At 44.9% G+C, this 26,563-nt stretch carries 20 protein-coding genes, 5 tRNA genes, 3 rRNA genes and 3 pseudogenes; 21 read left to right on the plus strand and 10 right to left on the minus strand.

Annotated features, from left to right (window positions below; all coding sequences use genetic code 11):
- Positions 1 to 35 precede the first annotated feature (35 nt).
- The 9 genes from H6X83_RS01645 to H6X83_RS01685 all read left to right on the plus strand — a co-directional run bounded on the left by H6X83_RS01645 (position 36) and on the right by H6X83_RS01685 (position 6,154).
- Positions 36 to 1,548 (plus strand): 16S ribosomal RNA (locus H6X83_RS01645).
- A 140-nt stretch (positions 1,549 to 1,688) separates the two neighbouring features.
- Positions 1,689 to 1,764 (plus strand) — tRNA-Ala (locus tag H6X83_RS01650).
- 36 nt (positions 1,765 to 1,800) lie between these two features.
- Positions 1,801 to 1,877, plus strand: a tRNA-Ile gene (locus H6X83_RS01655).
- Positions 1,878 to 2,172: 295 nt separating this feature from the next.
- A 23S ribosomal RNA gene (locus H6X83_RS01660) occupies positions 2,173 to 5,004 on the plus strand.
- A 71-nt stretch (positions 5,005 to 5,075) separates the two neighbouring features.
- A tRNA-Lys gene (locus H6X83_RS01665) sits at positions 5,076 to 5,151 on the plus strand.
- A 2-nt stretch (positions 5,152 to 5,153) separates the two neighbouring features.
- Positions 5,154 to 5,228: transfer RNA gene (locus H6X83_RS01670), tRNA-Glu, on the plus strand.
- Positions 5,229 to 5,309: 81 nt separating this feature from the next.
- A 5S ribosomal RNA gene (rrf, locus tag H6X83_RS01675) occupies positions 5,310 to 5,426 on the plus strand.
- Together the 16S, 23S and 5S rRNA genes with 5 tRNA genes alongside form the textbook arrangement of a ribosomal RNA operon.
- Positions 5,427 to 5,433: 7 nt before the next feature.
- Positions 5,434 to 5,509, plus strand: a tRNA-Asn gene (locus H6X83_RS01680).
- Positions 5,510 to 5,698: 189 nt separating this feature from the next.
- The gene (locus H6X83_RS01685; protein ID WP_212507459.1) at positions 5,699 to 6,154 is read left to right on the plus strand and encodes a GNAT family N-acetyltransferase; all 456 of its coding nucleotides are present in this window, start codon (positions 5,699 to 5,701) and stop codon (positions 6,152 to 6,154) included.
- Between the two features lie 77 nt (positions 6,155 to 6,231).
- Here H6X83_RS01685 and H6X83_RS01690 read toward each other — a convergent pair whose 3' ends face one another.
- A complete protein-coding gene (locus H6X83_RS01690) occupies positions 6,232 to 7,785 on the minus strand; it encodes a glycoside hydrolase family 25 protein (RefSeq protein ID WP_246419419.1) in 1,554 nt (517 codons plus the stop codon).
- Between the two features lie 300 nt (positions 7,786 to 8,085).
- Here H6X83_RS01690 and H6X83_RS01695 point away from each other — a divergent pair, with 300 nt between their 5' ends.
- The gene (locus H6X83_RS01695) at positions 8,086 to 8,799 is read left to right on the plus strand and encodes a 5'-methylthioadenosine/adenosylhomocysteine nucleosidase (RefSeq protein WP_212507460.1); all 714 of its coding nucleotides are present in this window, start codon (positions 8,086 to 8,088) and stop codon (positions 8,797 to 8,799) included.
- On the plus strand, positions 8,796 to 9,380 hold the full coding sequence (locus tag H6X83_RS01700) for a cyclase family protein (protein WP_212507461.1): 585 nt from the start codon (positions 8,796 to 8,798) through the stop codon (positions 9,378 to 9,380). The genes H6X83_RS01695 and H6X83_RS01700 overlap by 4 nt, the downstream gene beginning before the upstream one ends.
- 83 nt (positions 9,381 to 9,463) lie before the next feature.
- Here the strand turns inward: H6X83_RS01700 and H6X83_RS01705 are convergent, their stop codons facing one another.
- Together H6X83_RS01705 and lexA are read right to left on the minus strand one after the other, a co-directional pair.
- Positions 9,464 to 10,339: a damage-control phosphatase ARMT1 family protein gene (locus H6X83_RS01705; protein ID WP_212507462.1), complete on the minus strand. Its 876-nt coding sequence runs from the start codon at positions 10,337 to 10,339 to the stop codon at positions 9,464 to 9,466.
- Positions 10,340 to 10,365: 26 nt separating this feature from the next.
- Positions 10,366 to 10,956, minus strand: a complete 591-nt coding sequence (lexA, locus tag H6X83_RS01710; protein ID WP_212507463.1) for a transcriptional repressor LexA — start codon at positions 10,954 to 10,956, stop codon at positions 10,366 to 10,368.
- Positions 10,957 to 11,403: 447 nt separating this feature from the next.
- On the opposite strand from lexA, the gene H6X83_RS01715 reads away from it, so the two are divergent.
- Complete coding sequence (locus H6X83_RS01715) at positions 11,404 to 12,174, plus strand: M23 family metallopeptidase (protein WP_212507464.1); 771 nt, start codon at positions 11,404 to 11,406, stop codon at positions 12,172 to 12,174.
- A gap of 292 nt (positions 12,175 to 12,466) precedes the next feature.
- Positions 12,467 to 12,901, plus strand: a complete 435-nt coding sequence (locus H6X83_RS01720; RefSeq protein WP_246419421.1) for an adenine nucleotide alpha hydrolase family protein — start codon at positions 12,467 to 12,469, stop codon at positions 12,899 to 12,901.
- A gap of 58 nt (positions 12,902 to 12,959) precedes the next feature.
- Here the strand turns inward: H6X83_RS01720 and spoIIID are convergent, their stop codons facing one another.
- On the minus strand, positions 12,960 to 13,223 hold the full coding sequence (gene spoIIID / locus H6X83_RS01725; RefSeq protein ID WP_212507465.1) for a sporulation transcriptional regulator SpoIIID: 264 nt from the start codon (positions 13,221 to 13,223) through the stop codon (positions 12,960 to 12,962).
- Positions 13,224 to 13,276: 53 nt separating this feature from the next.
- A complete protein-coding gene (locus tag H6X83_RS14745; RefSeq protein WP_212507466.1) occupies positions 13,277 to 13,513 on the minus strand; it encodes a helix-turn-helix transcriptional regulator in 237 nt (78 codons plus the stop codon).
- A gap of 120 nt (positions 13,514 to 13,633) precedes the next feature.
- On the opposite strand from H6X83_RS14745, the gene H6X83_RS01735 reads away from it, so the two are divergent.
- Together H6X83_RS01735 and H6X83_RS01740 are read left to right on the plus strand one after the other, a co-directional pair.
- Positions 13,634 to 13,861 (plus strand): helix-turn-helix domain-containing protein, encoded by a 228-nt coding sequence (locus tag H6X83_RS01735; protein WP_212507467.1) that lies wholly within the window; start codon positions 13,634 to 13,636, stop codon positions 13,859 to 13,861.
- A 1,163-nt stretch (positions 13,862 to 15,024) separates the two neighbouring features.
- Positions 15,025 to 16,143, plus strand: coding sequence for a hypothetical protein (locus H6X83_RS01740; RefSeq protein ID WP_212507468.1), 1,119 nt, complete (start codon positions 15,025 to 15,027; stop codon positions 16,141 to 16,143).
- A gap of 22 nt (positions 16,144 to 16,165) precedes the next feature.
- On the opposite strand, the gene H6X83_RS01745 is transcribed toward H6X83_RS01740, so the two are convergent.
- A complete protein-coding gene (locus tag H6X83_RS01745; RefSeq protein WP_212507469.1) occupies positions 16,166 to 16,348 on the minus strand; it encodes an antitoxin in 183 nt (60 codons plus the stop codon).
- Between the two features lie 209 nt (positions 16,349 to 16,557).
- Between H6X83_RS01745 and H6X83_RS01750 the strand changes: the two genes are divergently transcribed.
- The 3 genes and pseudogenes from H6X83_RS01750 to H6X83_RS01760 all read left to right on the plus strand — a co-directional run.
- A complete protein-coding gene (locus H6X83_RS01750) occupies positions 16,558 to 17,490 on the plus strand; it encodes a DEAD/DEAH box helicase family protein (protein ID WP_212507470.1) in 933 nt (310 codons plus the stop codon).
- Positions 17,435 to 17,914, plus strand: a complete 480-nt coding sequence (locus tag H6X83_RS01755) for a hypothetical protein (RefSeq protein ID WP_212507471.1) — start codon at positions 17,435 to 17,437, stop codon at positions 17,912 to 17,914. Before H6X83_RS01750 ends, H6X83_RS01755 begins: the two co-directional genes overlap by 56 nt.
- Before the next feature lie 305 nt (positions 17,915 to 18,219).
- Positions 18,220 to 18,450 (plus strand): annotated as a pseudogene (locus tag H6X83_RS01760) (transposase); the annotation flags it as partial.
- An 87-nt stretch (positions 18,451 to 18,537) separates the two neighbouring features.
- Here the strand turns inward: H6X83_RS01760 and H6X83_RS01765 are convergent.
- Positions 18,538 to 19,726, minus strand: a pseudogene (locus H6X83_RS01765) (IS256 family transposase).
- Between the two features lie 272 nt (positions 19,727 to 19,998).
- On the opposite strand from H6X83_RS01765, the pseudogene H6X83_RS01770 reads away from it, so the two are divergent.
- Both H6X83_RS01770 and H6X83_RS01775 read left to right on the plus strand, forming a co-directional pair.
- A pseudogene (locus H6X83_RS01770) lies at positions 19,999 to 20,124 on the plus strand (IS256 family transposase); the annotation flags it as partial.
- Between the two features lie 68 nt (positions 20,125 to 20,192).
- Positions 20,193 to 20,855 carry an HI0074 family nucleotidyltransferase substrate-binding subunit gene (locus H6X83_RS01775; protein WP_212507473.1) on the plus strand — a complete coding sequence of 221 codons (663 nt, stop codon included), beginning with the start codon at positions 20,193 to 20,195 and terminating at the stop codon, positions 20,853 to 20,855.
- Positions 20,856 to 20,945: 90 nt separating this feature from the next.
- Here H6X83_RS01775 and H6X83_RS14650 read toward each other — a convergent pair whose 3' ends face one another.
- From H6X83_RS14650 to H6X83_RS01790, 3 genes are all read right to left on the minus strand, one after another.
- Complete coding sequence (locus tag H6X83_RS14650) at positions 20,946 to 21,065, minus strand: sporulation transcriptional regulator SpoIIID (RefSeq protein WP_212507474.1); 120 nt, start codon at positions 21,063 to 21,065, stop codon at positions 20,946 to 20,948.
- A 253-nt stretch (positions 21,066 to 21,318) separates the two neighbouring features.
- On the minus strand, positions 21,319 to 22,845 hold the full coding sequence (locus H6X83_RS01785; RefSeq protein ID WP_212507475.1) for a beta-barrel domain-containing protein: 1,527 nt from the start codon (positions 22,843 to 22,845) through the stop codon (positions 21,319 to 21,321).
- A complete protein-coding gene (locus H6X83_RS01790; protein WP_212507476.1) occupies positions 22,842 to 25,046 on the minus strand; it encodes a peptidase domain-containing ABC transporter in 2,205 nt (734 codons plus the stop codon). The genes H6X83_RS01785 and H6X83_RS01790 overlap by 4 nt, the downstream gene beginning before the upstream one ends.
- A gap of 232 nt (positions 25,047 to 25,278) precedes the next feature.
- Here H6X83_RS01790 and H6X83_RS01795 point away from each other — a divergent pair.
- Positions 25,279 to 26,429 (plus strand): IS3 family transposase gene (locus H6X83_RS01795; protein ID WP_246419068.1). Its coding sequence is split into 2 segments (ribosomal slippage): positions 25,279 to 25,537 and positions 25,537 to 26,429, totalling 1,152 coding nucleotides; the frame shifts between segments, so codons are not numbered across the junction.
- Positions 26,430 to 26,563: the final 134 nt, after the last annotated feature.

Below are 26,563 nucleotides of genomic sequence, written 5' to 3' on the forward strand. Positions count from 1 at the left end.
ATAGATTTGAGCGTCGAAAGATGTTTAGATACAATATTTTAGAGAGTTTGATCCTGGCTCAGGACGAACGCTGGCGGCGTGCCTAACACATGCAAGTCGAACGAAGCTTTTGATTTCGGTTGAGAGCTTAGTGGCGGACGGGTGAGTAACGCGTGAGTAACCTGCCTTACAGAGGGGGATAACGTCTGGAAACGGACGCTAATACCGCATGACATTTCTTTATCACATGGTAGAGAAATCAAAGGAGCAATCCGCTGTAAGATGGACTCGCGTCCGATTAGCTAGATGGTGAGATAACAGCCCACCATGGCGACGATCGGTAGCCGGACTGAGAGGTTGAACGGCCACATTGGGACTGAGACACGGCCCAGACTCCTACGGGAGGCAGCAGTGGGGGATATTGCACAATGGAGGAAACTCTGATGCAGCAACGCCGCGTGAAGGATGAAGGTCTTCGGATTGTAAACTTTTGTACTTGGGGACGATAATGACGGTACCCAAGCAGCAAGCTCCGGCTAACTACGTGCCAGCAGCCGCGGTAATACGTAGGGAGCAAGCGTTGTCCGGATTTACTGGGTGTAAAGGGTGCGTAGGCGGCTATGCAAGTCAGTTGTGAAAACTATGGGCTCAACCCATAGCCTGCAATTGAAACTGCGTGGCTTGAGTGAAGTAGAGGTAGGTGGAATTCCCGGTGTAGCGGTGAAATGCGTAGAGATCGGGAGGAACACCAGTGGCGAAGGCGACCTACTGGGCTTTAACTGACGCTGAGGCACGAAAGCATGGGTAGCAAACAGGATTAGATACCCTGGTAGTCCATGCCGTAAACGATGATTACTAGGTGTGGGGGGTCTGACCCCCTCCGTGCCGGAGTTAACACAATAAGTAATCCACCTGGGGAGTACGACCGCAAGGTTGAAACTCAAAGGAATTGACGGGGGCCCGCACAAGCAGTGGAGTATGTGGTTTAATTCGAAGCAACGCGAAGAACCTTACCAGGTCTTGACATCCTACTAACGAAGCAGAGATGCATTAGGTGCCCTTCGGGGAAAGTAGAGACAGGTGGTGCATGGTTGTCGTCAGCTCGTGTCGTGAGATGTTGGGTTAAGTCCCGCAACGAGCGCAACCCTTATTGTTAGTTGCTACGCAAGAGCACTCTAGCAAGACTGCCGTTGACAAAACGGAGGAAGGTGGGGACGACGTCAAATCATCATGCCCCTTATGACCTGGGCTACACACGTACTACAATGGCCGTTAACAAAGAGAAGCGAAACCGCGAGGTGGAGCAAACCTATAAAAACGGTCTCAGTTCGGATTGTAGGCTGAAACCCGCCTGCATGAAGTTGGAATTGCTAGTAATCGCGGATCATAATGCCGCGGTGAATACGTTCCCGGGCCTTGTACACACCGCCCGTCACACCATGGGAGCCGGTAATACCCGAAGTCAGTTGCCTAACCGCAAGGAGGGCGCTGCCGAAGGTAGGATTGGCGACTGGGGTGAAGTCGTAACAAGGTAGCCGTATCAGAAGGTGCGGCTGGATCACCTCCTTTCTATGGAGAACTGAACAGATGAAACAAGCTGTTCTAATATCCAAGGTCGGTCGGGTCCGTTCGAAGAGTTAATCGTTGTTTAATTTTGAGGGTCTTGCAAAAGATTCTCGAAGGTGGATGGGGAAAACAGCCACCAGTATGGGGGTATAGCTCAGCTGGGAGAGCGCCTGCTTTGCAAGCAGGAGGTCAACGGTTCGATCCCGTTTATCTCCACCAAGGGCTGACGGTGTAAGAACCGGGAAGCCGGGAAATGGGCTTATAGCTCAGCCGGTTAGAGCGCACGCCTGATAAGCGTGAGGTCGGTGGTTCGAGTCCACCTAAGCCCACCACTTACTTTCTCTTTGCGAGAAGAGAAAGTAAGCAAAGAGAAACGGCCGAAAGGGCGGAACTCTTTGCTGCAAATTCAATAGGAAAGCAAACGCTGGGTAAAAGTGAAGTAGGGAAGAACACGAAAGTGGACGTAACCTTCAGCACATAGCCTGCGGGGGCTTCCCCGCTTGTACATTGAAAACTGAATAAAGAAAGATTGCGAAAACGATATTAAGTAAAGTTAAAAAATTACTACAATTTTGCAATTTACGAGTTCGTATAATTATACGAAGAATGAGAACCAAAAGAACACATGGTCAAGCTACAAAGAGCGCAAGGGGAATGCCTTGGCACTGGGAGCCGAAGAAGGACGCAACTAACTGCGATAAGCTATGGGGAGCCGTAAGTGGGCATTGATCCATAGATTTCCGAATGGAGCAATCCGGCTGGAGTCATGTCCAGTCATCGTAAACTGAATTCATAGGTTTACGAGGGGAACCGCCTGAACTGAAACATCTAAGTAGGGCGAGGAAGAGACATCAAATGAGATTCTGCTAGTAGTGGCGAGCGAACGCGGAAGAGGCCAAACCGAGGGTAGCAATACCTTCGGGGTTCGGACAGCATTTAGCATGCTAAGCTTTAGTTGAACGGTATGGAAAGGCCGGTCAAAGAGTGTGAGAGCCACGTAAACGAAAAGGCGAAGCAGCGAGCTGTATCCAGAGTACCGCCGGACACGTGAAACCCGGTGGGAAGACGGGGGGACCACCCTCCAAGCCTAAATACTACCCAGTGACCGATAGAGAACAGTACTGTGAAGGAAAGGTGAAAAGCACCCCGGGAGGGGAGTGAAATAGAACCTGAAACCTTGTGCTTACAAGCACCGAGAGCCCGTCAATGGGTGATCGGGTACCTTTTGTAGAATGGTCCGGCGAGTGAATGTAACTGGCGAGGTTAAGGACTTAAGGTCCGGAGCCGCAGCGAGAGCGAGTCTTAATAGGGCGCATAAAGTCAGTTGTATTCGACCCGAAACCGGGTGACCTACCCATGTCCAGGTTGAAGTGAGGGTAAAACCTCATGGAGGACCGAACCGACTCCCGTTGAAATGGTAGCGGATGAGGTGTGGGTAGCGGAGAAATTCCAATCGAACCCGGAGATAGCTGGTTCTCTCCGAAATAGCTTTAGGGCTAGCCTCGTATTAGATTACCGGAGGTAAAGCACTGAATGGTTAAGGGGCCGAGAGGCTACCAAGACCTATCAAACTCAGAATGCCGGATAATTGATGTACGGGAGTCAGACAGCGTGAGATAAGTTTCGTTGTCAAAAGGGAAACAGCCCAGACCCACAGCTAAGGTCCCCAAACACGGTTAAGTGGAAAAGGATGTGGGGTTGCACAGACAACCAGGATGTTGGCTCAGAAGCAGCCATACATTAAAAGAGTGCGTAATAGCTCACTGGTCGAGTGACCCTGCGCCGAAAATTTAACGGGGCTAAATCGTGTACCGAAGCTTGGGATCCGAAAGGATGGTAGGAGAGCGTTCTGTATGGGGTGAAATCAAAGCGGAAGCGTTGGTGGACTATACAGAAGTGAGAATGCCGGAATGAGTAGCGCGAAATGTGTGAGAATCATATTGACCGAAAGTCTAAGGTTTTTGGAGGAAGGTTCGTCCGCTCCAAGTAAGCCGGGAGCTAAGGCGAGGCCGAAAGGCGTAGTCGATGCACATACGGTGGAAATTCCGTAGCCGCCAAAAGATTTAAGTTAAGAGACACCTGCAAAGCGAATAACCCGGGCGATGGTTGCCCCGGGCGTAAGGGACCAAAATTAGAGTAGGGAAGTATTTGTAGAGCAGGGCAAGAAAAGCTTAATGTATATCTGAGGCGCCCGTACCGCAAACCGACACAGGTAGACAGGAAGAGAATTCTAAGGTCAACGGGAGAAGGGTAGTTAAGGAACTCGGCAAATTGGCCCCGTAACTTCGGAATAAGGGGCGCCTCCTGCAAGGGAGGCCACAGTGAAAAGGCTCAGGCGACTGTTTATCAAAAACACAGGTTTCTGCCAAATCGAAAGATGACGTATAGGAGCTGACACCTGCCCGGTGCTGGAAGGTTAAGAGGAGATGTGCAAGCATTGAATTGAAGCCCCAGTAAACGGCGGCCGTAACTATAACGGTCCTAAGGTAGCGAAATTCCTTGTCGGGTAAGTTCCGACCCGCACGAATGGTGTAACGATCTGAGCACTGTCTCAATTACCCGCCCGGCGAAATTGTAGTACCGGTGAAGATGCCGGTTACCCGCGACAAGACGGAAAGACCCCATGGAGCTTTACTGCAGTTTAATATTGGGTTTCGGTAATTTATGTACAGGATAGGTGGGAGACATGGAAACCGGTGCGCCAGCGCTGGCGGAGTCGACCTTGGGATACCACCCTTAAGTTGCTGAAATTCTAACCTGCGGCCGTGAAACCGGCCGGGGGACATTGTTAGACGGGCAGTTTGACTGGGGCGGTCGCCTCCTAAAAGGTAACGGAGGCGCTCAAAGGTTAGCTCAGCACGGATGGAAACCGTGCTACTGAGTGTAAACGCATAAGCTAGCCTAACTGCGAGGATGACAGTCCGAGCAGTAACGAAAGTTGGAGTTAGTGATCCGGCGGTATGAGAGTGGAATTGCCGTCGCTCAACGGATAAAAGCTACCCTGGGGATAACAGGCTGATCTCCCCCAAGAGTCCACATCGACGGGGAGGTTTGGCACCTCGATGTCGGCTCATCACATCCTGGGGCTGTATTCGGTCCCAAGGGTTCGGCTGTTCGCCGATTAAAGTGGTACGCGAGCTGGGTTCAGAACGTCGTGAGACAGTTCGGTCCCTATCTGTCGTGGGCGCAGGATATTTGAGGAGAGCTGTCCTTAGTACGAGAGGACCGGGATGGACGCACCGCTGGCGCACCAGTTGTCATGCCAATGGCACAGCTGGGCAACTATGTGCGGATCGGATAAACGCTGAAAGCATCTAAGCGTGAAGCCGACTCCAAGATAAGATATCCCATTGCGTAAGCAAGTAAGACCCCTTGAAGACTACAAGGTTGATAGGCTGCATGTGTAAGCACAGTAATGTGTTCAGCTTGGCAGTACTAATAGGTCGAGGGCTTGACCATAGTTCATGGTCTCGTCCAATATCCAAATTCGTTAATCTAATCTTTATTCAGTTTTCAGTGTACAAAAATATGCGCCATTAGCTCAGTTGGTAGAGCACCTGACTCTTAATCAGGGTGTCCGGGGTTCGAGCCCCCGATGACGCACCAACGGCCCGTTGGTCAAGCGGTTAAGACAGCGGCCTCTCACGCCGTTAACGTGGGTTCGAATCCCGCACGGGTCACCATTAGTAAATAAGGTTACAAAGTAGAGATACAAGAAAATTTCATAATAGCTAATCGCTGCAGAGATGCAGTTCAATTAGATTGTTGGTGCTGATGACGGTGAGGGTCCACCTGTTCCCATTCCGAACACAGAAGTTAAGCTCACTCGTGCCGAAAATACTTGGCTGGTAACGGCCTGGGAAATTAGGTAGGCGCCAACTTTTATATTCCTCCTTAGCTCAGCTGGTAGAGCATGCGGCTGTTAACCGCAGGGTCGTTGGTTCGAGTCCAACAGGGGGAGCCAAACGGTGGATGCGGTGTTGTATCCGTAAGAGCTGTCAGAGATTTCTGGCGGCTCTTTTTTGTCATCTTTTTAAGAAAAGTTTGTAGCGAAAATTCAAAATTTGTACATGAATGGACATAGTAGAAAGTGTATAATATCTCCGTCCCAAAAAAATTATAAATAGAAAACAAAGCATTGGGAGAATCGCCTATGGACAAAATTAAAATTGCTGTGGAGAGCATTGAATCTGAAGATGCACGTATCCTGATAGATGAACTTTCTGATATCTTACACAGAATGACTGGAAACGATGGCAGAAGTACCTTTAATAATGCGGATATGCTGGATACACGGTCGGTGTTTGTGATTGCGCGCAATGCGCAGGGAACACCAGTTGGCTGTGGCGCGCTGCGCCGAATGTCGGAAGATACTGCGGAAATCAAACGCATGTATGCGCGCGCTAATACATTTGGGACAGGCACAAGGCTGATTGCTTTTCTAGAGCAGAAGGCGCATGAACTTGAATTTTCCAAAGTGAGAATTCAAACCCGCGTTATTAATGAAAATGCGGTACGTTTTTACAAAAAGAATGGGTACACGGTAATACCCAACTACGGGATTTACGAAAATCGGCCGGAAGCAATTTGTTTTCAAAAGGATATTTGATTTCTTTGTGTTTGTACTTAAAAATGCCCTCGGAAGCAGACTTCCGAGGGCATTTGGTTGTTGTACCTGTCTTTTAATTAATCGTGGTAGTTCGGCTGACTCATTTTACCGGGTTCCGGTGTACTCTTGTCTGTTGCGTTTGGCAGCAATTTCAAAGTCAGCGAATTTTGATTCCATACTGTAGAGGTGCTTCTGCGAAGTGTCTGTGTGGCTCCACCAAGATTATTTAGCCCTGCATTACGAATGATAGCGGCATAATCACAGGAACTTACATTCATATCAATACTGCCTGAGATACCGGCGACGGTACCAACGCTGGTATACTGCCACATGCGTGCGCCAGAAGTGTTAAAGCTGTCACTAATGGTTGTTGGCGGGGTTATATAGGGGTAGCATGCATACCAAAGGTCATAGTCACCCAGCAGACTTTGATCGAAGTGATTTTTTAGGCAATCGTCATTTGCGTAGTTCATAGCATAGTAATTATTGTTTTCAATCGTGCTGCAAAAAGCGTTTGCCATATTGCTTGCCAGCGTTTTGTCAATCGTTACGTTGTAGTACTGCTTTGCGTAACGTAAAGTGTCATACTCTAAATCAAAGCAAACAGGATATTCTACTCTGTAATTCTTAATTGCGTCCAAGCAGGACTGTGCTTCCTGCGCCGCACCGCCTGCATCATGCGCATAACTGAACCAGTATACACCAACGGGAATGCCAAGACGGTTGCATTCGGAAATGTTGCGGTCAAAATATTGATCGATGGTGCTCTGGCCGTAGCCTGCGCGCAGCATAACAAAATCAACACCTGTTTTTTTCACAGTATCCCAATCAATAGTTCCTTGCCACTTCGATACATCAATTCCTTTTTTATAAGTCTTACCGGAATCCGAAGTGACCGTTGGTGTAAATATGTAGGGATTATCGGGCACCACCGGTGTGGTATTGGTGTTGGTTACAACGATTGAGGAAAAAACCAGATAAGAAACACCGTCTACAATGGCATATACGCCGCTGGAGCCAACCTTTTTTGCGGTGATGGTGTAATAATAAACTTTGTTTCCGTTTGCGTCTGTAGTTCCGGGGGGAGCGTAAGTTGAGAGCACAGAGCCGTTGCCGACAATAAAAGTGGAGTTGGAGTTGGAGTCTTTTAGAGTTAATTTAAAGGTATAGGAATCTCCGACACGCTGAGTGAGCGGATCCGTTGTGTCACTGATAAAGGGCTGAGATGTCGGCTGGTTAATGATTTGTGCTTGGAAAATGCGGTTTCTGTCCAGGTAGAGCCCGCATGCCTGTCCGGTGCTGCCGGTGCCCGTAATGGTGTACCGTGTTGTTTTGGTTGAGGAATTGTAGGACCAGGTAGTTCCCGTTACCGCGCAGCTGCCATTACCGGATGTAAAGTTTACCGGCCTACTGCTTTTCACGTCAAAGTAAATGGTTCGTCCCTTGACCAGATTAATCAGATAGGAACCTTTGCTCAGTTCACTGTCTGTAAGCGGATGACCGGAAACTGTGACACCGGTAATAGAGGTAGGGTACTGGTAGGTGGCTGCTGCATTTGCCGGAAATGCTGAAGAAGCCAGCATGACGGCGGCAAGTGCCGCGGCTCCGATATGTCTGAAAACTCTTTTCATATGCGTTTCCCTCTTTGAGTAAAATATGTTCGACTTAAACCCACAAACTTATGCTTTATTCCGCAAAACTTTACATAATAAATGATAACAAAATTGTAACGCCTATGCAAGCCCAGAAAACAAGAAAACCGCATATTCATAAAAAATTCATAATTTGCGATTGTAAGCGGAATATGTGACGGAAAAAGTTTTGTTTTTGCCGGTGCGGTGCCGTTGCTTTTCAGGCAAGCAAAAGATATAATAAACAAGTATGCTTTAAAAACAGGAAGCAAGTAATTGCAATGGTTTAGGAGAATGAAAATGATTGGTATCATTGGAGCTATGGAAGTCGAAGTGGAGCAGCTGCTGGGAAATATGCAGGAGACCGGGAGCAAAGCTGTCAGCGGTGTTTGTTTCCACGAAGGTACGATGGCAGGCGTGCAGTGTGTGGTTGCACAGTGCGGAATCGGTAAGGTTGCCGCAGCGGTGTGCACACAGACTATGATTTTGCTGTATCATCCGCAGGTTATTCTGTGTGAAGGTGTTGCGGGCGGCATCGGCAAAGATGTACATATCGGTGACCTTGTAGTTGCTACAAGCCTTGTTCAGCATGATATGGATTCTTCAGCACTGGGCGACCCGGTGGGCTTTATCAGTGCTTTGCAAAAAGTGCAGATGCCGGTTCCTTCCCAAACAGTGGCACTGATTGCTGACTGTGCGCAGGATGTGTATGAAGGCCATGTCTGCAAGGGCGTTATTGCGACAGGCGACCAGTTTATTGCGAATAATGACAAACTGCATCAGCTTGCGGCCGACTTTGGTGCGGTTGCCTGTGAGATGGAGGGCGGCTCTATTGCACAGGTGTGCTGTATGGCGGGCGTGGATTACGCGGTGCTGCGCTCTATTTCTGATAACGGCGACAACGATGCAGCGGTAGATTTCCCGACCTTTGCGGCAGAATCCGCACATAAAAACACAGCATTGCTCCTGGCGGTTTTGCCGAAACTTGTGCAGCAGTTGGAGAAAACGAAATGACCATTATTGATATTTCTAAAGAACTGTTCAGCACTCCGGCTTATCCCGGCGACCCAACTGCCAGCTTGCGTTTTGTGCAGCGGCTGGAGGAGGGCGGTGCCTGCAATCTGAGTGAGCTGACTGCCGGCAGTCACAACGGTACGCATATGGACGCACCGCTGCACTTTGTGGAAAATGGTGCGGACATCAGTGAGGTCGACCTTAGCCGCTGCTGCGGTCCTTGCGTGGTAGTCAAAGCGAATGGGATTTTAAATATGCAGCAGATGGAGCAGCTGCTGAAAGATACGGAGAATCCGGAACGCCTGCTTTTAAGCGGAGAAGTTTGGCTTTCCCGCGAGGCAGCTGTTGCTGCAGCTATGGCAGGCGTGCGGCTGATTGGTACGCAGCAGGCAAGCATTGCGCCGGAAGAAGATTCTTCCGGCCCGCACTGTGCGCTGCTTTCTGCGGAAGTGGCTGTGTTGGAAAATCTGGCACTGGAAACAGTGAAGCCAGGGGCTTATCTGCTTTGCGCGCTGCCACTGAAGAACCGCGGCGCGGAAGCGGCCATGGTGCGTGCGGTACTGTTTGACGGATGTTGGTAAAGTTTAAGGAAAACATATAAAAAGCAAAAAATGCTTGCATACGGCTCCCTTGGCCGTTTGCAGGCATCTTTTTTGCAAATTTTTTAATTAGCAGCGGTGTTTGCACGCATGCAGACCAGAGATTTGACGGGTACGCCAATATCCTCTGCAATGACAGAACATTTTGTCATTAGCAGAAAATAAAGATTTTTGTGGGCAAAACTGCTTAAACATTCATAGTTTGCCTGCCCCTTGGCAATAATGACATCTGCACTGTGAAATGCCGCTTGAAATTCCGGACTTGTGCGGTACAGAACAGTGCCGAGAGAATCATCGCCGTTGCTGATGATTTCTGCATATTCGGGAATGCCGACTCGCACTGCGTCGGCTTCAATGGAATCGTTAACGACCGGCTGCCCCCGCACACCAAAACGAACATGCAGATTTGGGAAGCTGGTTTTGATTTTTTTCAGCAGCAGCTTATCCAAACAGATTTCGCCGCAGTTGTCACCGAGGTACAGCAGGTTTTTAGCAGAACGAAGGTTTTGCAGCAGTTCATCCGTACAGTCAATCGTCAGGGGAGTGCTGTCCGCATCCCTGAAGTAGGTCATCACGTTTTCCAGCGTGATGCTGTGCACCGGATTAAAATCAATGATGTTGCCGATGATTGCATACTTCACAGCGGCCTTAAAGGGGTCTTTAGATTGATTTGTGGCGGCTTCAATTTGGTCAGAAAGCTTTAGAAACAAATCATTATAATAGTTTCGTGTTTCCAGGTAGGGGTCATCGTTGTGAATATGCTCTTTCAGCATGCGGAATGTGCAGCCAATTATCTCTGGGCTGGTCATGGAAAAGTCTGCTGTGCTTAAAAATCGGAATACCTGGTGATAAAGCAGTTCCCGGTTTTGCGCGTGCGTCAGGTTGGCAACCTTCACCGCCTGATTTACAAGGCAGGGAAGGCAGGCTTCTACCATTTTCATAGAGGGTCATCTCCACAAAATCAAAGTCAGTAGCTGCGGTAGAGCGCAACCACAATGCCCAGTACGGTTACTTCCTTTGCGTAAATAGGCGAAAAATCAGGGTTTTCGGGCTGGAGGCGAATACGCTTCGGTTCGCGGAAAATGCGCTTGACAGTTGCTTCGCCGTCAATCATGGCGACTACAATTTCGCCGTCCTCTGCGGTAGGCACGCGCTTGGCGATGACAATGTCGCCATTCATAATACCAATGTCACGCATGCTTTCCCCGCGCACGTGCAGGGCAAAGTATTCGGCATCGCCGCTGCGGCGGGGCGGCTGATACGGAACATAGCCGTCAATATCTTCAACCGCGAGAATCGGCTGACCGGCTGCAACACGGCCAACCACCGGAATCTGCAGCGGCACCGCATTTTCTTCACCAGTAACGTGAATAGCACGGTTCAGTCCGGCGTCCCGTGTAATGTACCCTTCGCGCTCCAGCGTTTTCAAATGTGCGTGTACGCTGGAGGTGGACTTCAGCCCGGTTGCAGCGCAGATTTCCCGCACGGTTGGGGGCAAACCGGTTCGCGAGCGGCTTTTCAAATAATCATAAACCTTTTGCTGGCTGGCTGTTAACATGGCAGTTCCTCCTGTACTGAACAGCAAAGGCAGGTGCATAGCGTTGCTGCCTTTGTTCCCTAATATTTTATTGATTTTAGTATAGCATAAAGCAGAGCAAAACGCAAACGTTTGTTTGTAACTGCTGTTATTTATAAAAAATTCACACAATATTAACAACTTTTGAGCGATAATACAGTATACTCTTCTTGTAATCAAGTTCAGCGGAGCCGCACCGTTCACTTGATGTATGTTCTACCCTCCTCAATATACCCCTCAAGCTATTGAAAAAAACCGGGTGCCGCAGCCCGGTTTTTTTCTGCCTGAAAAGTTTTTTAAAAAACCAGCTCTGTGAAAGCGTTAAAACTTGCCGCAGAGCTGGTTTTTCTGTAAAAATGAAAATTCCTGATGCTTCCATGTGTATATTTTCCTGCTGCTCGGTCCATACTGTGGTTGGAGGTGGCAGGATTGAGCAGTAATGAATATCAAGAAAATGAAGAACTAGAAAATGAAAACCCGACAGAGTATACTCCCAAAAGAAATTCTACCGGTAAAAAGCCCAGCTCCGGCAAAAAAGGTTTTTACATTGCATTAGCGGTGTGCCTGGTAGCCGTTGGCGTGGCTGGCTGGACAACGTATGACAGCGTGCATCAGTATAAAAAAGCTTCTGTGAATACCATTCAGACCATTACCACCGGTTCTGAAGCACAGAAACCGACGCAGTCTGCTGCCAGTGTTGCACCGGCTCCCGCTGAAAGTGCAAAGGAAAGCAAGGCAGCAAGCAAGCCTGCTTCTTCGGCAGCCGCAGCAAAAAAGACCGTGCCGGCTGCAGCCGTTGTTTCAAAGCTTCGGCTTCCGGTGAAAGATGCAGCTGTTCAGCAGGCCTTCAGTGAAACACCGCTGTATTCCAAAACTATGCGGGACTGGCGCGCGCACACCGGCGTTGACCTCAGCGCGAAAAAGGGTGCAGAGGTTACCGCTGCTGCGGACGGCACTGTACAGTCGGTTACAACAATCGACAGTATGGGCTGTACAGTTCAGATTTCCCATTCGGGCAGTCTGGAAACGTGGTATTGCGGGCTTGGGAATGTTGCCGTGAAGAAGGGCGATGTTGTCAAAGCGGGACAGAAACTCGGTACGGTGGATACCGTACCGAGTGAAGCTGCAGAAAATGCACATCTGCACTTTGCTGTACAGAAAAACGGTGCATTTGTAGATCCGGCAGCGCTTTTAAAGTGATGCTGGAGCCGGTAGATACCAAAAGCTGGCTGTGGAACAAAAGACGTTTCACAGCCAGCTTTTTTGCGCGATTTACCGTATTTTAATTTGAGTTCTGATACTTAATATGTTATAATATAAGCGGAAGGAACAGCAAAATAGACAAAATATAAAAGGATTCAATTCAGCCGATTGTTCATAAAATATACATTTTCTATTCCCATTGTTTTCGTATTTGTATTTTATAATGTATGTATTGCAACGAGTTGGGCAAGCGCCCTTTTGCGGCGCAGCAGAGAAAGGGGTCCTGATTTTGGATAGCAAAAAGGCAGTACTTGTGTGCGTTACCGGTCAGCATGACTGTGACCGGCTCATTCATGCAGGAAAGTGTATTGCGCAGCAGCGCAATGTGCAACTGCAGGTGCTGTGTGTTCAGCCTACCAGCAAGGGTGTGAACGGGGACTGTGATGAGCTGGAGTATCTGCGGCAAACATCTAAAGAAGCAGATGCAGAAATGACTGTTTATTTTAATGATGAGGCAGCTTACACAGCGGCAGCTTTTGCCCGCCATGTGGGAGCAGTACATATTGTAACCGGTATGGCAGAAGAACCTGTGAATGGCTTCATTGATGTTTTGCACAGCCTGCTGCCAGAGATTCCGATTTCAATGGTTGCGAAAGATAAAAAGGTATATAATATTTGTCCGGAAAATATGGGATGTATGCCGCGGTTGGCGTATTCTTTCTGACTTTTTGGCAGAAACAGCGTTCGGTGAGAAGTACAGACTTTTCACCGAACGCTGTTTTTTAGCGCTTGTGTCCATTTAATTTTTCGTATTTTTCCTTTGTTGCCTGACCACCGCGGATATGCCGCTGCGCTTTGTTAATCGCCAGCACTTTCTGCACCTTTTGGTACAACTGCCGGTCGATTTGTTTTAAACGCTGTGTAACGTCTTTATGTACGGTACTTTTAGAAACACCAAACTTCTTGGCCGCCGCGCGGACGGTCGCATGAAATTGAACAATGTATACACCGAGCTCAACAGCTCGTTCCTCGACGATGCCTTTCATAAAACGCACCCTCCCGCATTTCGTTATTCGATTCTATGCGGGAATTATGAGGTTTATGAGAAAGAAGCGGTGCTGATGCCTGAAATCCGTTTAGCAGTTCGTCCCAAGACAGATGATAGACTACTTTCAGTTTGGCAAGGGTGTGCAGGTTGGGCAGAATTCGGCCGCTTTCCATATACGCGATACGCGACTGTTGAGCGGTCAAGATTTAAACTGTCCGCCAACTGCTGCTGTGTGAAGCCATGTTTCAGACGCAAGTGCCGAAGATGCTGCCCGAGGGGCTGACTCATTTCATTTCCATCTCATTTCAAAAGAATTTCCTATAATTGCACTATAATAGTGCAATTATAGCATTCACCGTGGGTAAAATCAATATAAGATTGTGCGAAATAAGTGCAGGCGGTATTGAAATGAACGGTGAAGAGAACAAACGAATTGGACAGCATTTAGGGGAACTGCGGCGGCAGCGGGGATTCACGCAGGAACAGCTTTCTGCGAAACTGCAGGTGGCTGGATGTGACCTGACGCGAAGTGCGCTTGCCAAGATTGAAGTGGGGCAGCGCTCTATCTATCCGGATGAATTAAAGGCATTGAAGGATGTCCTGCAAATTTCCTATGAGGAAATACTGGAAGACTAAAAGAGCGTGCAAGCGAAAAATTCGCCTGCACGCTCTTTGTGGTATTGGTAAGAGTTTAAGAAGCTTGTACTGAATCAGGAGATTCAGCAGACTTGTCCGCATATTTCTGAATGGCTTGTTTGAATTTGGATGTGTTTGCTTCAATCATAATTGGCAGTATGTAAGAAATCGTTTCATCGATAGAGTTTGGGTTGTGAAAGTGAAATTTAAGCTTGACTTTGGACTGTGACACGATGATCGCCTTCCTCCCATCAGATTACTTTCAACTTATATGAGGGAGAATTTGAATTCAGAACAGGAATCCGGTGTCGTTCCCGAAGACGACAAAGTTTGAGAAAAATAAAAAAGCAGAATGGAGCAAGTTTTCAATACAACAAAAACTTACTGGATTCTGCTTGACTTCATAACTCCATTGATTGCAAATAAATATAGCACGGTATTTGGGAAAAGTCAATAGAATTGTAAAAAAATTCATATCTATCATAAAAAGTAATAAAAGTAAGTATTCAAAAAACAAGAAATTAGAAAATTATGAGTTGAAAAATTTTTTTAAAATTTTATCAGAATTGTTGTATACTTATATTGTGCTCAAGAATTGATAAAGTTAAGAATTTAAAATTATTTTGCATCATGAAATCAATCAATCCTCGAGTCAAAAATTAAAAAGCCGCAAATTATAAAGTTTTAGAAATTGCCTTAGCAGTTTGTTTAGCAGTATAGTTTGCGGCTGTTTTTTATCTGAAAATTCCAGGCATTTAGGCCTGTTAAGATGTTTTTAGTCAGTTGAAGTTTTCGTGAATGATTTTGAAAAGCGTCGTTCTTGGATGCTTGCAAAAGCTTTAATACACTAAAAACTGAATAGATGCTCGACGGTCCAGCAGCACCGCAAAATGATGTTTTGTTAAAAACATCATTTTGAAAGCTGAAATTTGAAAGTTCTGCGGTCTAGCAATCTGAAAAAATTGCCCATTAAAGCCATTTTTTAAGACTGGTCTGTACCGTGCGTAAGCAAAAACAGGCATACCCTAGCCCCACAATTAGGTATTCTCGACAGCGGTTTTTCCGCAAACCTGAAAGAAAACAGGACAAATAGCAGACGGGAGAAGTCTGCCCATCTGTTAAAAACGCGGAAAAGTTTAAAATAAAGAGGAAAATGCTCTAAAATGGCACAAAAATCACTGCAATATCGAATGAAGGCGGAAATCTATCGCCGCTACTTAGAAAGGCCTGTTAATCTTTCCAAACGTCAGGATGTAAGCCATGCATGGGTATGGAGCATCGGGGAGCGCGAGTCTGCCGTGCAGGCGTGTGAGCGGTTTTGCAGTTACTTAAAAAAGCAGGGCTTTAAAACACATATAAGTGAGGGAAAAGCGTACAAGCAACTGCCAAATTATATTTTATGTCTGCATGAAAATGGACTGCAAAACGCGACGATACACGGGTACATTTCAAAAATTTTCAATGGCTTTTCGTATGAGAACTTAGAGGTAAAGAAATCGCTTAAAAAGCTGGAAGAACAGCATCCAGAAATTATAAAATATTTGACCACAAGGGGCGCAGAAAAGGCAAAATCTCTTGATATACCAGACGTATATAATTTGCAAGGATTTTACAAAAAGTATAATCGACGGCCTTATGATGCGGAACTTTTGGCACGCTGCACAGGAATCCGCCGCGAAAAGCTACCGGAAATCCGCATTTGCGATTGTCGAGAGACAGTCAATCCGGACGGTACTTATTATTATAATGTGCTGGACTGGAAGGATAAAGGCGGAAAAAACAACCACACACTGGTGATAGATGCACGCGATAAAGCGGAATTGGAACGCCTGCTGGCAGCAGCAGAAACCAGAGCACGGGTCAACCATCGGAACGTACTGGGTGAACCGCTGGTGCAGGATTACAAGCCCTATGCGGGGACGTATCAGGCACAGCGCAGATATAAAATGCAGTCTTTATACAAATATTTTGTTGACAAAATGAGGGCTAATCCCGCGTATGAGGAGGAACTGCGGCAGAAAACCATTGACCTTTATAAACAGGACAGGCAGTTATCAAAAAAACAAGATTTCAATAAGGACTTTAAACGGCTGTGCAGTATGAAAAACACCAGTGGAATAAGTAAAACCTATTCCGTTATCGACCACAGGAGACACTATTATAACTTTATTGCAGTCATGGCGGTGTCCATTTACAGCAACGACCATTTCCGTGCACAGGTGACACGGGAAAATTATCTGGATTATCAATTTGTACGGGCAAATAAAAAAACAGCAGGGTGAAAACTCCCGCTGTTTTTGCTTTCTATTCATTCTTTGCTGCATCCAACTTTTCGTCAATCGCTTCATTTACAAATTTATTTAAACTTTTGCCCTGTTGCTTTGCTGCATCCGTGATAATGTCCTTTTTCCCTTTGGGTACGGTAATTGCAAGGCGGTCATAATTTTGCTCGTTGAATTTTCGTTTGTAGTTTGTGTCTCCAGCCATTTAAGTGGTCACCTTTCGTTTCTATGAAACATAAAAATTTATATTGATTTGAGTATAAGAGAATTTTACAAATATATCTACCGTTAGTTTACACAAAAAATCTAACACAAGATTATGAAAGAATTCACTTGAATGCATCTAACGTTAGATATAAACTAATGATAACGAAAAAATAGAACTGAGAAAGGCTTAAGGTGGGAGGAATAATAATGGAAATTAAGCAGCTGCAGCAGGAAGCCATCAAAGGAACAGAACTTTATTTACATTATTTAAAGGAAAAACAAGTGGGCAGTGAAGCCCATTTGACCAAACCGCCGACGATTCTTGCGCCAAACTGTACGAAACTTTTGGTGGATCATGTGGTGCGCTCTCTCCAAACGGTTCGTGTACTGATTCGTGGAGAACCAACGAAAGGCCTCAAGCTAAAACGAGAGCAAAATGACAATCATGTGCTGTATGCTATGGGTGACAGCAGTTTTTTTACAGGGCTGAAGGAGCAGGACGTGATACTGCTGTCAGATATGACTTTTTTAGTTGAGCATATCTATGCTTTTTTGCAGCAGTACGAATTGAAACTGTTGGGAAAAAGAGCAAAGACATCTGTCATGCCTGTATTTGAGAATGCAACGGAAGAACAGTGTGCAGCCGCATTTGGAATTTTAAACAATCCATATGCGTATGTATGGGGGCCTTCGGGAGCGGGCAAAACCACCCACGTTTTGGCACCCAGTACGGAGGAATTACTGCGGGCAGGCAAGCGCGTTGTTTTGGCGGCTCCAACCAATCAAACGGCGGACACTGCACTGATGAATGTACTGGAATTGTTAGAAGATGACGCACGTCAGCAGGTAATCCAATTAGGAACGCCCACAAAAGAGCTGCTTGCAAGATATCCGGAAGTATGTGAAAAGCAGGAAACGGAAAAAGGCGCGGTTATTCCGAAAACTTGGGAAAAGCCTTTTTGGAAACGGGTGAAAGAAGCGGCAATTGTGTGGGACGGTAGACACGCTTATCTGGCGGCGGCTGCCGAACATAGAGAATTTTCAGCCAAATCAAATCATCATAGACGAAGCGGCGTATACGTCCTTGGCAAAGGTATTGCCGTTTTTGGCGGTGGATATTCCCATAGCCTTGTTGGGTGACCACAAGCAGCTTTTGCCGATTTGTGAGATGGCGAATGATAACCGAATTTATAAACCGGAAAATGCGGCGGCCTGTTTGTGGACAGCATCTGCATATTATTTGGACGCAGCACTTTCGAGTGACACCATTACGGACTTTGCTGCGTGCTTCTTTGGTTTGGCGCCGCTGCCGCAGCCGAATTACCTCTCTCAGTTTTGGCTGACGGTCTCCTTTCGGTATGGAAAGAAACTCGCTGATGTTTTGTCTGAATGTGTGTATGATGGACAGCTCTGTGGAAAAGCGGCGTGCGGAACAGAGATTCTGATGATCGACCGCGGGCGGGAATATGTGAAAAAGCGGACAAGCTGGCATGAAGTGCAGGCAATCTCTGCGTTTCTGAGCGGCGATAGAGAGGAAGGAAGCTGTGCTGTTCTGACACCTTAGTATCATGCATAATCCGATTAGAGAAAGGAATATTGTTACCGTCAAACAGAGCAGCGGCAGTGCCCGTATAATGAGGTAAAAAATAGAATGAGCCATTGGCTCAACCTTCAGGTATAATGGAAAATGATTAAAGCAACATTGCCAAGGCGGTAGAACACAATGGCTCAACTCCATATTACACTAAATCAGGAAGAAATTCTGTAACTGCTTTCACAAAATTGCGGTGATGCTTTCAGGAAACTGCTGGAGGACATCCTGAACAGCGTTCTCCGGGCATAATCCGCAGAGCAACTGCAGGCAGCCCCTACGAGCGCTCAGAGGAACGCGCTGACAGCCGGAACGGAAGCCGTGACAGAGGCTTTACTACCCGTATTGGACGGATTACACTGCATGTGCCCCATCACAGAAATCAAGCCTTCAAAACCATGGTGCTTGAGAATTACTTCCGCAGCGAGGCTGCCCTCATTGCAAGAATGACGGAGATGGTTATCAATGGTGTTTCCACTCGGAAGGCCTATCAGGAAGTGGAAACATTGTGTGGCACCATCCTATTCCAAATCTACGGTTTCGCCCGCGTCAAGAGAAGTTCGCAAAAAGGGTTCCTGTAAAAAGCATTAAAAGAATTAAGCAGCTTGGTGAAGTAACGATTGCATGGAATATTCACTGATGTATGCTCTGGAGACAGACCAGTCCTCTGCATATTCCATGAGATAAGTGGTAACCAACCGAATATAGGAATCTTCGTTTGGGAAGATTCCAACCACACTAGTGCGGCGGCGAATCTCCCTGTTGAGCCGTTCCAGCATATTGGAAGAAGAAATTTTGCGGGCATCCAACTGAGGAAAAGCATAAAAAGCCAGCGAATCTTCAAGACCATTTTCCAGACACTGGATTGCTCTGGGAAAACGGCGGCCGTATTTATCAATCAGCTCAGCTGCACGTTTGCATGCACTTTCGGCAGACGGTACCAACCAGATTTCTTTGAGCACTGCGGCAAAGGATTTTTTATCTTTCTGAGGGATATGAGCCAGAATATTGCGCATAAAATGCACCTTGCAGCGTTGCCAGGATGCACCGGGAAAGCCTTCTCGAATGGCAGCAACTAGGCCCGCATTGGCATCTGAAACAATCAATTTTGGCGTGGCCAAACCGCGTCCTTTCAAGTTTTGGAACAGCAGTAGGTAGGAATCCCGGGATTCTTCTGCCATAGGTTCCACGGCTAATACCTCACGGTGACCATGTTCATCTACACCACAAATCACCAGAACAGCCATGCTGACAACTCTGCCGTTCATACGCACTTTTTCATACAGCGCATCTGCCCAAAGGACTGGATACAGGGTCTCGGAAAGTGAACGGCTGCGGAACACGGCTGCTTGCTCGTTCAGGCCTTTGGTCATTTCACTGACCTGACTGCGCGAAAGATTTTCAATACCAAGGCTTTGTGCCAGTTTCTCCATTTTACGAGTGGAAACACCCTGTACAAAAGCCTCCTGAACAACTTGAATAAGTGCTGCTTCGCTGCGTTTGTGTTCTGTTACAAAGAACGGAATGCAGCCGCCCTGACGCACTTTTGGTACCATAAGGTACATGGTGCCCATTCGTGTATCTAACCGGCGTGGACGGTATCCGCAGCGGTAGCCCAATCGGCTTTTGGCGCGTTCACTTTTTTCAGCGCCAACCTGTTCACTGACCTCTGCTTCCATAAGCTGCGCGCACAGCCATTCCAGCATGCTGAGCATAGGGTTCTGGCTGACCTACACATTGCAGTAGTAATTCTGTGAGACTTGTGGTATTCTTTCTTTGAGCCATTAGGAATCTCTCCTTTTTGTTTGAATGTCTAAGCATCATTCATTTTACAGGAGCCCTAGTGGCTTTGTCTATTCCTTCCTTTTGCGAACTTTATTATACGCTATCTTTTCTGCTGCCTTTTGTATCATAGCCGCAAAAGAACCGCGTGACAATTTGGGCTGCTTAGTTTGGCATTCTGTCACTGAAAAAGATTTGCAGTTGGGCGTGTAGTGGTATAGTGAACTTGTAACGATGTGGTGTAGAATAGAAGCACCACATTGGAGGTTTTTACTATGGCCAGAAGGAATCGCAGTCCCGAAGAAAATGAACGCAGAGCAAAAATTTGTGATCTGCTGCAAGCGAGCAACATCAGCAGCATGGACGACATCCAAAACCTGTTCAAGAAGCCCATTGCAGAGTGCATATATTGACACTGGTTTTCATTCGGAGTATGGTAAAATAAAAACATAACAAAGGGGTGAACCAAATGCAGGAGATATATCGGCAGATTGCCGCAGCCGGGCAAAAACATGGTGCGGAAAAGATTGTACTGTTTGGGTCGCGTGCCCGCAGAGATAATCGACCCAATAGTGATATCGATATTGCTGTGTATGGAATGCCAGACCAAAATCATGGTGCATTTTGGTCTGCAATCGATGATTTGCCTACGTTGTTCAGTATTGATATTGTGCATATTACAAGCAAAACGGATGCTGCGTTGCTCAAAAATATCGAGAGGGATGGGGTTACACTTATGAATAAAGCGGAAGAAAAGTACACGAAACTTGTACAGGCAGTGCAGCGTTTGCAGGAAGCGCTTGATGACTATCAGACGAATCAACTTGACTCCATTCGGGACGGCGTTATTCAGCGATTTGAGTTTTGCACGGAGCTTACATGGAAAACAATGCGGGAATATTTGCTTGACCAAGGATATACAGAAATTAACAGCCCAAAGTCTGTGATGCGAAAAGCGTTTGCGGATGGTATAATAGGGGACGGGCAGTTATGGATAGATCTTTTGAATGACCGGAATGCTACCTCCCATATCTATGATGAAGAAACTGCAGAACAGATTTTTCATCGAATAAATACGGAATATTATAAAATGTTTACTGCACTAACTGAGAAATTGAAAACAATGTTGTAAAAAAGCGGTTGGAATCCTGTTGCACAGGTTCCAGCCGCTTTTTTATACTGTAATTACTTTATGACAACATAGAAACGTTCTATTTTACAACTACCATATGCCTGTGGACTTAGAAACACCAAACTTTTTGACCGCCGCGCGGCCGGTCGCAATAAATTGAACGATGTAATCTCCGAACTCAACAGCTCGTCCCTCGACGATGCCTCTCATAAAACGCACACTCCTGCATTTCGTTATTCGATTCTATGCGGAAATTATGAGGTTTATGAGAATGGTATTAGCAAGCTTTATTGTTAATATGTTGAAAGAAAAAGGGGATTAGTGAAATGGTGATGAAAAACTGTTTGTGAATGATTGATCAACTTCATTTGCTGCAATGATGCATCAGTATTTTTCGCAAATTATGTTTTTATGTCTGTGAATTTGACAAGTAGTGTAATGTTAAGGTTTTGGAATGCTCTGCTTAGTAAGTATCGCTGAGCTTTAATTTTTCGGAAATCCATTGCAAAACACTTTTATTTCCATAAATAATTTTTGCTTGGCAACTCATTCCGGTTTGAATATGGTTGGTTAACCCCTGCCCGTTTTTTAATGATGAAGAATACAGATCACCTTTTACAATGTAATAGTCTTTTTTCAATGCTTGGTTGGTTATAACATCTGGGGAAATAGAAGTTACAATGCCTTCAGCTTCACCGTATTCTTTATAAGGCAAAGAATCAATCTGATATTTTAATGATGCTCCCTTTTTAAAATATGATATATTATTTTCCGGAACATATAGGATCACTTGTTGTTTACAGTTCTGTGGGACAATCGTTAATGCGTCATTTCCTGCTGCAACTAAATCATTATTCCGCAAGGCTGCTAGTAATGACACTTTACCATTGACAGTTGCTTTAACTGTGGCATTATTTATGGCTTGCACGAGTTCGAAAATCTGGCTTTTTAAATTTGATGCATTTCCTTGTAAGGCCGTTAAGTCTGAATTCAAACTGGTTACTGTATCTAATTTGAGCTTTTCAAGTGCTTCGTCTTCTCCGTTTTGCTTTGAAGCGGTGCCGCCCAATAGATTTTCAGCTTTATCTTTAGCTAACTGCTGTTCACTTAATTGGCTGTCCAACTGTGTGATTTCTGTTTGAATGTCCGAAAGTTCACTATCCACTAAAGATTGCAGATTGTTTTTGTCAGTACTAATTGTTTTAGCTATTGTGTTAATTATATCTTGAGAACTTCCTGAACTTTTTGCATTCTCAAGTTTTTCTTCATCTGAAGCACACGTTTGCTGAGCAATCTGATATTTAGCTGCATAGACCGTATATTTTTTAGCGCAAATGGTGTTTTGTGATGTAAATTTATTTGTGTTAGAAGAAACTGAATCCATAAGAGTTTGATAGTCATGACGCAAATCTGTACATACCTGCATTGACTTTTGAGTAGAAGAAATTGTTTTTTCTGCATCAAGCTTTGTTTGTTTCAAATCCAGTGCATTGGACTCATACTGTGTTTTTGTAATACCTACATTAGAAAGATAGTCGTTGTATTTTGAAATATATTTATTTTGGGAACTATCGGATGCGTTGAACTGGTTGCTGCCGGATTGAATACTTTTTATAAGTGTTTCAGTTCCGTTGATTTCCTTATTTAAAATCGATAACTGCTGCTCGTCTGTGGCTTTTTGATTTTTTGTTGTTTTAACATTTATTTGCAGCAAAGTATCTCCTGCTTTTACAGTTTGCCCATCTTTAACGTAAACAGATTGTATTTTCCCACTTATAGGAAATTTGATGCTGGCTGTTTCAGACACTGGCCTTACAGTTCCTGATACTTTTACATACTCATCAATATGAGAAAATCCTGCCCAAACAATGGATGTGGAAAAAGCAGCAAGAATTATATATATTAGCCAGATTACGAATGGCTTTGGCCTGGATAACATGATTTCACGGCTATCAGTAAATTCATCGATGTCGACGATAATGTTTTTCATTTTGCGATTTCCTTATCTGGTACGGCCACTTTTTCAGAGAACGATTCCGGTGATTGTTCCTTCCATAGACGGTAATATTGCCCGTTTTGCTGAATAAGTTGCTGATGTGTCCCGCTTTCTATTATTTTTCCATTATCAATTACAAAAATTCGATTGCATTGCAGGATTGTACTTAGCCGATGTGCAATTAGGATGGTAGTAGTACCGCAAGTTAACTCATTTATTGTTTTTTCAATTGCTTTTTCTGTAATAGAATCCAAGTTAGAGGTGGCTTCGTCCATAATCAAAATGTCAGGTTGTTTCAGCAGCGCACGGGCAATCGCGAGGCGCTGTTTTTGTCCCCCAGAAAGGTTTGCACCGTTTTCTTCCAGCATTGTTTCATACCGCAGTGGAAGATTATTGATAAAATCATGCGCATGGCTCATTTGGCATGCTTTGATAATTTCATCCAGTGAAGCATCTGAATTTGCAATTTGCATATTTTCATGAATCGTTCCACTGAATAGAAAAATGTCTTGAGATATGTATGCAATGTGCTCCCTTAGTTTTTCACGGTTAATATCTTGAATATTAATTCCGTTAATCAGGATTTCACCTTTTTCAGGCGTATAAAAGTTCATCAGTAATTTTGCGAGTGTGGTTTTTCCAGAACCGCTTTCTCCAACGAAAGCTACTTTTTCTCCTTGCTTGATGTCCAAATTAATGTTTTCTAAAACCAGCCTGCGTGTGCCGTACCTAAAATCAATATTGTGAAAACAGATGTTTCCATGTAAAGATTCAGGGCTGATTTTTTTGCTTTCATTGCTGTTGACTTCCGGCAACAAATCCAAAATTTGACCCAGGCGGTCAGACGCAACAACAGCTGTCTGAATCTGCGGCTGCAGCCCAATCAAATTCTTTACCGGATCGAGAAAATATACCAACAACGCATTAAAAGTCAATAGCTGACCTACGCTTAGACTGCCGTTTAAAACAAAAGTAGCACCTACCCATAAAATCACTGCTCCTCCGACGGCCGCAACTCCATTTGCAAGTGAGTTTTCCACATTGGAAATATATCCGCCGTGGAATGTGCTTTTCAAGAACTTTATAAATTTTTGTTCAGTTTCTTGATTTGCTTTCCTTTCAGCAGTAAAGGACTTGATTGTTTCTATTCCTTCCAGTGATTCTACAAGGAAAGAAGTGAGCTGCGCATTTTCCTCCATCATTTTTTCGTTGATTTTTTTCACCGGCTTATTAAATGAGAACACGATTGCAGCATAAAGTCCTAAAATGATTACCGTAATTCCAAAGAGTTTTGTGTTTTCAACACAGAGCATGATTCCCCCGGCAACAGCCATCAGGGTATCAATCATAATAGTCAATGCGGCACTGGAAATCGTATCGCGGATTTTTGAAGCATCTACAAAGCGGGAGATAATTTCGCCGATTTTACGGGTACCAAAGAAATTCATTGGCAATTTCATCAAGTGCTGATAAAAGCCGAGAATCAGCGGAATATCAATACGCTGGCTTAGATACAGCATAAGCTGCGAACGGAATGCGTCAAGTATGGTTTTAAATATGTAAAGAATAATGATGCCGATAGAAATTACGGTGAGCGTTTGCTTCAAGTCATTCGGCAGAATGGTATCCATGAGAAGCTGGAAATAGAAAGATGTTAGAATACCCAGCACCGTAACCAGCAGAGAAGCAACAAAGATATTTGCGAGTAGTTTCTTCTGCGGTTTCAGTAAATATAGAAACCGGCTGAAAGTGCCTTTGGTGTCATTCCCTTTTTCAAAGTTCACATCTGGAACCAGAAACAGCAGAATGCCGGTCCATTCCTTGAGAAATTCTTCAGGAGATATTTTAACAATTCCCTTGGCTGGGTCTGCAATAATCATCTGCTTTTTCGTGATTTTATGAATTACAACAAAATGCAGCAGTTTACCGTTTACTACAACGTGTGCAATACACGGAAGGGGAAACTCGGAGGAAAGTGCATCCGCTGTACCTTTTACGGCTTTTGCTGTAAAGCCTAGTTTTTCCGCGGCTTTTATCATTCCTAAAACATTGGTGCCTTGCTTATCGGTTCCGGCTACTTCCCGTATTTGGGCTATGGAAGTTTTTCTGCCATATTGTTTAGAAACTGTGGCAAGGCAGGCTGCGCCACAGTCTGTTACATCTTGTTGTTTTACACAATAATAACATTTCAGCATTTTTTATTTCCCTTTGTGCATAAGATATCGTTTTAGAGGTGGAAATTGAGCGTATCGAAATTTATAATTTTTCATTGTCCCATATATCTATTTCCGTACCCTTAATGAATGGCCAAACAGCAACAATAATAAAAGTCACAACATACTACTTTTGGATCTATATTAAATAAGTGGACACCTGAAGTAACTATCAATTATAATTAAGTAGACACCCAAAAGGAGGCACTTACTCATGTCCACTGGTAAAACCGGAACCCGATATGACGAAGATTTCAAACGAACTCTCGTCAACCTTTATCAATCTGGCGGCAAATCACAAGCAGCACTCTGTAAAGAGTATGGCGTTTCTATCACCGCACTTGGCCGTTGGATTAAACAATACTCAATCGTCGAAACGGATGATGGCGAAATACTAACTGCTAAGCAGGTCAAAGACCTCCAAAAGCGTAATGCTCAGCTTGAGGAGGAACTCCTTATACTAAAAAAAGCGATTGCCATCTTCACGCCACACTCAAACAACGATTAGAAGCTATTCATAAGCTCCGTTTCCAACACAATATCAAGCTCCTTTGTAAGGTTCTTGGCGTTAATCGAAGTACTTACTATAAGCATTACAACACCGAACCGGCTGATCGTACAAAAGACAATCAAACGATTGCAAAGCTTATTCTTAAAATCTACGCAGATTATAACAAACGTCTTGGAGCTTACAAGATTACCTATGTTCTCCAGCGTGATTATGGCATTAACATCAGTGTCGGACGAGTGTACCGACTGATGAGGACTCTAAAACTTCCACGGATGTCCACCGAAAAACCTTATAAAAATTATAAGCATCGGGACAACGGCGAGTGTACCAACCACCTTCACCAGGAGTTCAATCAGCAAACTCCAAACATTGTCTGGGCAAGTGATTTCACATACATCAAAGTTGCCGGCAAATGGTATTATCTTTGTATTGTAATGGATTTATTTTCTCGCAAAGTCATCTCCTGGAACATATCAGGCAAGCCAGATGTCGACCTCGTCATGACTGCGTTCAAAAAAGCTTATGATAGAAGAAACTGCCCTTCTGGACTTATGTTTCATTCTGATCGAGGATCTCAGTATACTGCTTTTTCATTTCGACAGCTTCTAGATTCTCTTAATGTTGTGCAATCATTTTCCAAAAAGGGCTATCCTTTTGATAATGCTTGCTGTGAAAGTTTCTTCAAATATCTAAAAAAAGAAGAAACCAACAGGAAAGCTTATCACTCCCTACAGGAATTACAGTTGTCCATATTCCAATATATTGAAGGATACTATAACTCAAGAAGGCCTCATGGCTCTCTTCGAATGCTAACACCTAACGAGAAAGAAGAACTGTTCTGGAATCAGGCTTAATTCCTGTTTCCAGTATGTTTTCCCTAATTATTGTGTCTACTTACTTGACTATAGTTCATTTTAGCAATCAAACTGTTATTAGTCTAATTCTTATTATGAATTACATATTTAACAACAAAAATGAGAATCGGTAG

It is taken from the genome of Caproicibacterium amylolyticum (assembly GCF_014467055.1).
Taxonomy (GTDB): Bacteria; Bacillota; Clostridia; order Oscillospirales; family Acutalibacteraceae; genus Caproicibacterium; species Caproicibacterium amylolyticum.

What these genes read in the sequence shown, in the direction of transcription:
- H6X83_RS01685 (WP_212507459.1), top strand. Translation starts at nt 5,699, where the DNA reads ATGGACAAAATTAAAATTGCTGTGGAGAGCATTGAATCTGAAGATGCA.
- H6X83_RS01690 (WP_246419419.1), bottom strand. Translation starts at nt 7,785, where the DNA reads ATGAAAAGAGTTTTCAGACATATCGGAGCCGCGGCACTTGCCGCCGTC.
- H6X83_RS01695 (WP_212507460.1), top strand. Translation starts at nt 8,086, where the DNA reads ATGATTGGTATCATTGGAGCTATGGAAGTCGAAGTGGAGCAGCTGCTG.
- H6X83_RS01700 (WP_212507461.1), top strand. Translation starts at nt 8,796, where the DNA reads ATGACCATTATTGATATTTCTAAAGAACTGTTCAGCACTCCGGCTTAT.
- H6X83_RS01705 (WP_212507462.1), bottom strand. Translation starts at nt 10,339, where the DNA reads ATGAAAATGGTAGAAGCCTGCCTTCCCTGCCTTGTAAATCAGGCGGTG.
- lexA (WP_212507463.1), bottom strand. Translation starts at nt 10,956, where the DNA reads ATGTTAACAGCCAGCCAGCAAAAGGTTTATGATTATTTGAAAAGCCGC.
- spoIIID (WP_212507465.1), bottom strand. Translation starts at nt 13,223, where the DNA reads ATGAAAGGCATCGTCGAGGAACGAGCTGTTGAGCTCGGTGTATACATT.
- H6X83_RS14745 (WP_212507466.1), bottom strand. Translation starts at nt 13,513, where the DNA reads ATGAGTCAGCCCCTCGGGCAGCATCTTCGGCACTTGCGTCTGAAACAT.
- H6X83_RS01735 (WP_212507467.1), top strand. Translation starts at nt 13,634, where the DNA reads ATGAACGGTGAAGAGAACAAACGAATTGGACAGCATTTAGGGGAACTG.
- H6X83_RS01740 (WP_212507468.1), top strand. Translation starts at nt 15,025, where the DNA reads ATGGCACAAAAATCACTGCAATATCGAATGAAGGCGGAAATCTATCGC.
- H6X83_RS01745 (WP_212507469.1), bottom strand. Translation starts at nt 16,348, where the DNA reads ATGGCTGGAGACACAAACTACAAACGAAAATTCAACGAGCAAAATTAT.
- H6X83_RS01750 (WP_212507470.1), top strand. Translation starts at nt 16,558, where the DNA reads ATGGAAATTAAGCAGCTGCAGCAGGAAGCCATCAAAGGAACAGAACTT.
- H6X83_RS01775 (WP_212507473.1), top strand. Translation starts at nt 20,193, where the DNA reads ATGCAGGAGATATATCGGCAGATTGCCGCAGCCGGGCAAAAACATGGT.
- H6X83_RS14650 (WP_212507474.1), bottom strand. Translation starts at nt 21,065, where the DNA reads ATGAGAGGCATCGTCGAGGGACGAGCTGTTGAGTTCGGAGATTACATC.
- H6X83_RS01785 (WP_212507475.1), bottom strand. Translation starts at nt 22,845, where the DNA reads ATGAAAAACATTATCGTCGACATCGATGAATTTACTGATAGCCGTGAA.
- H6X83_RS01790 (WP_212507476.1), bottom strand. Translation starts at nt 25,046, where the DNA reads ATGCTGAAATGTTATTATTGTGTAAAACAACAAGATGTAACAGACTGT.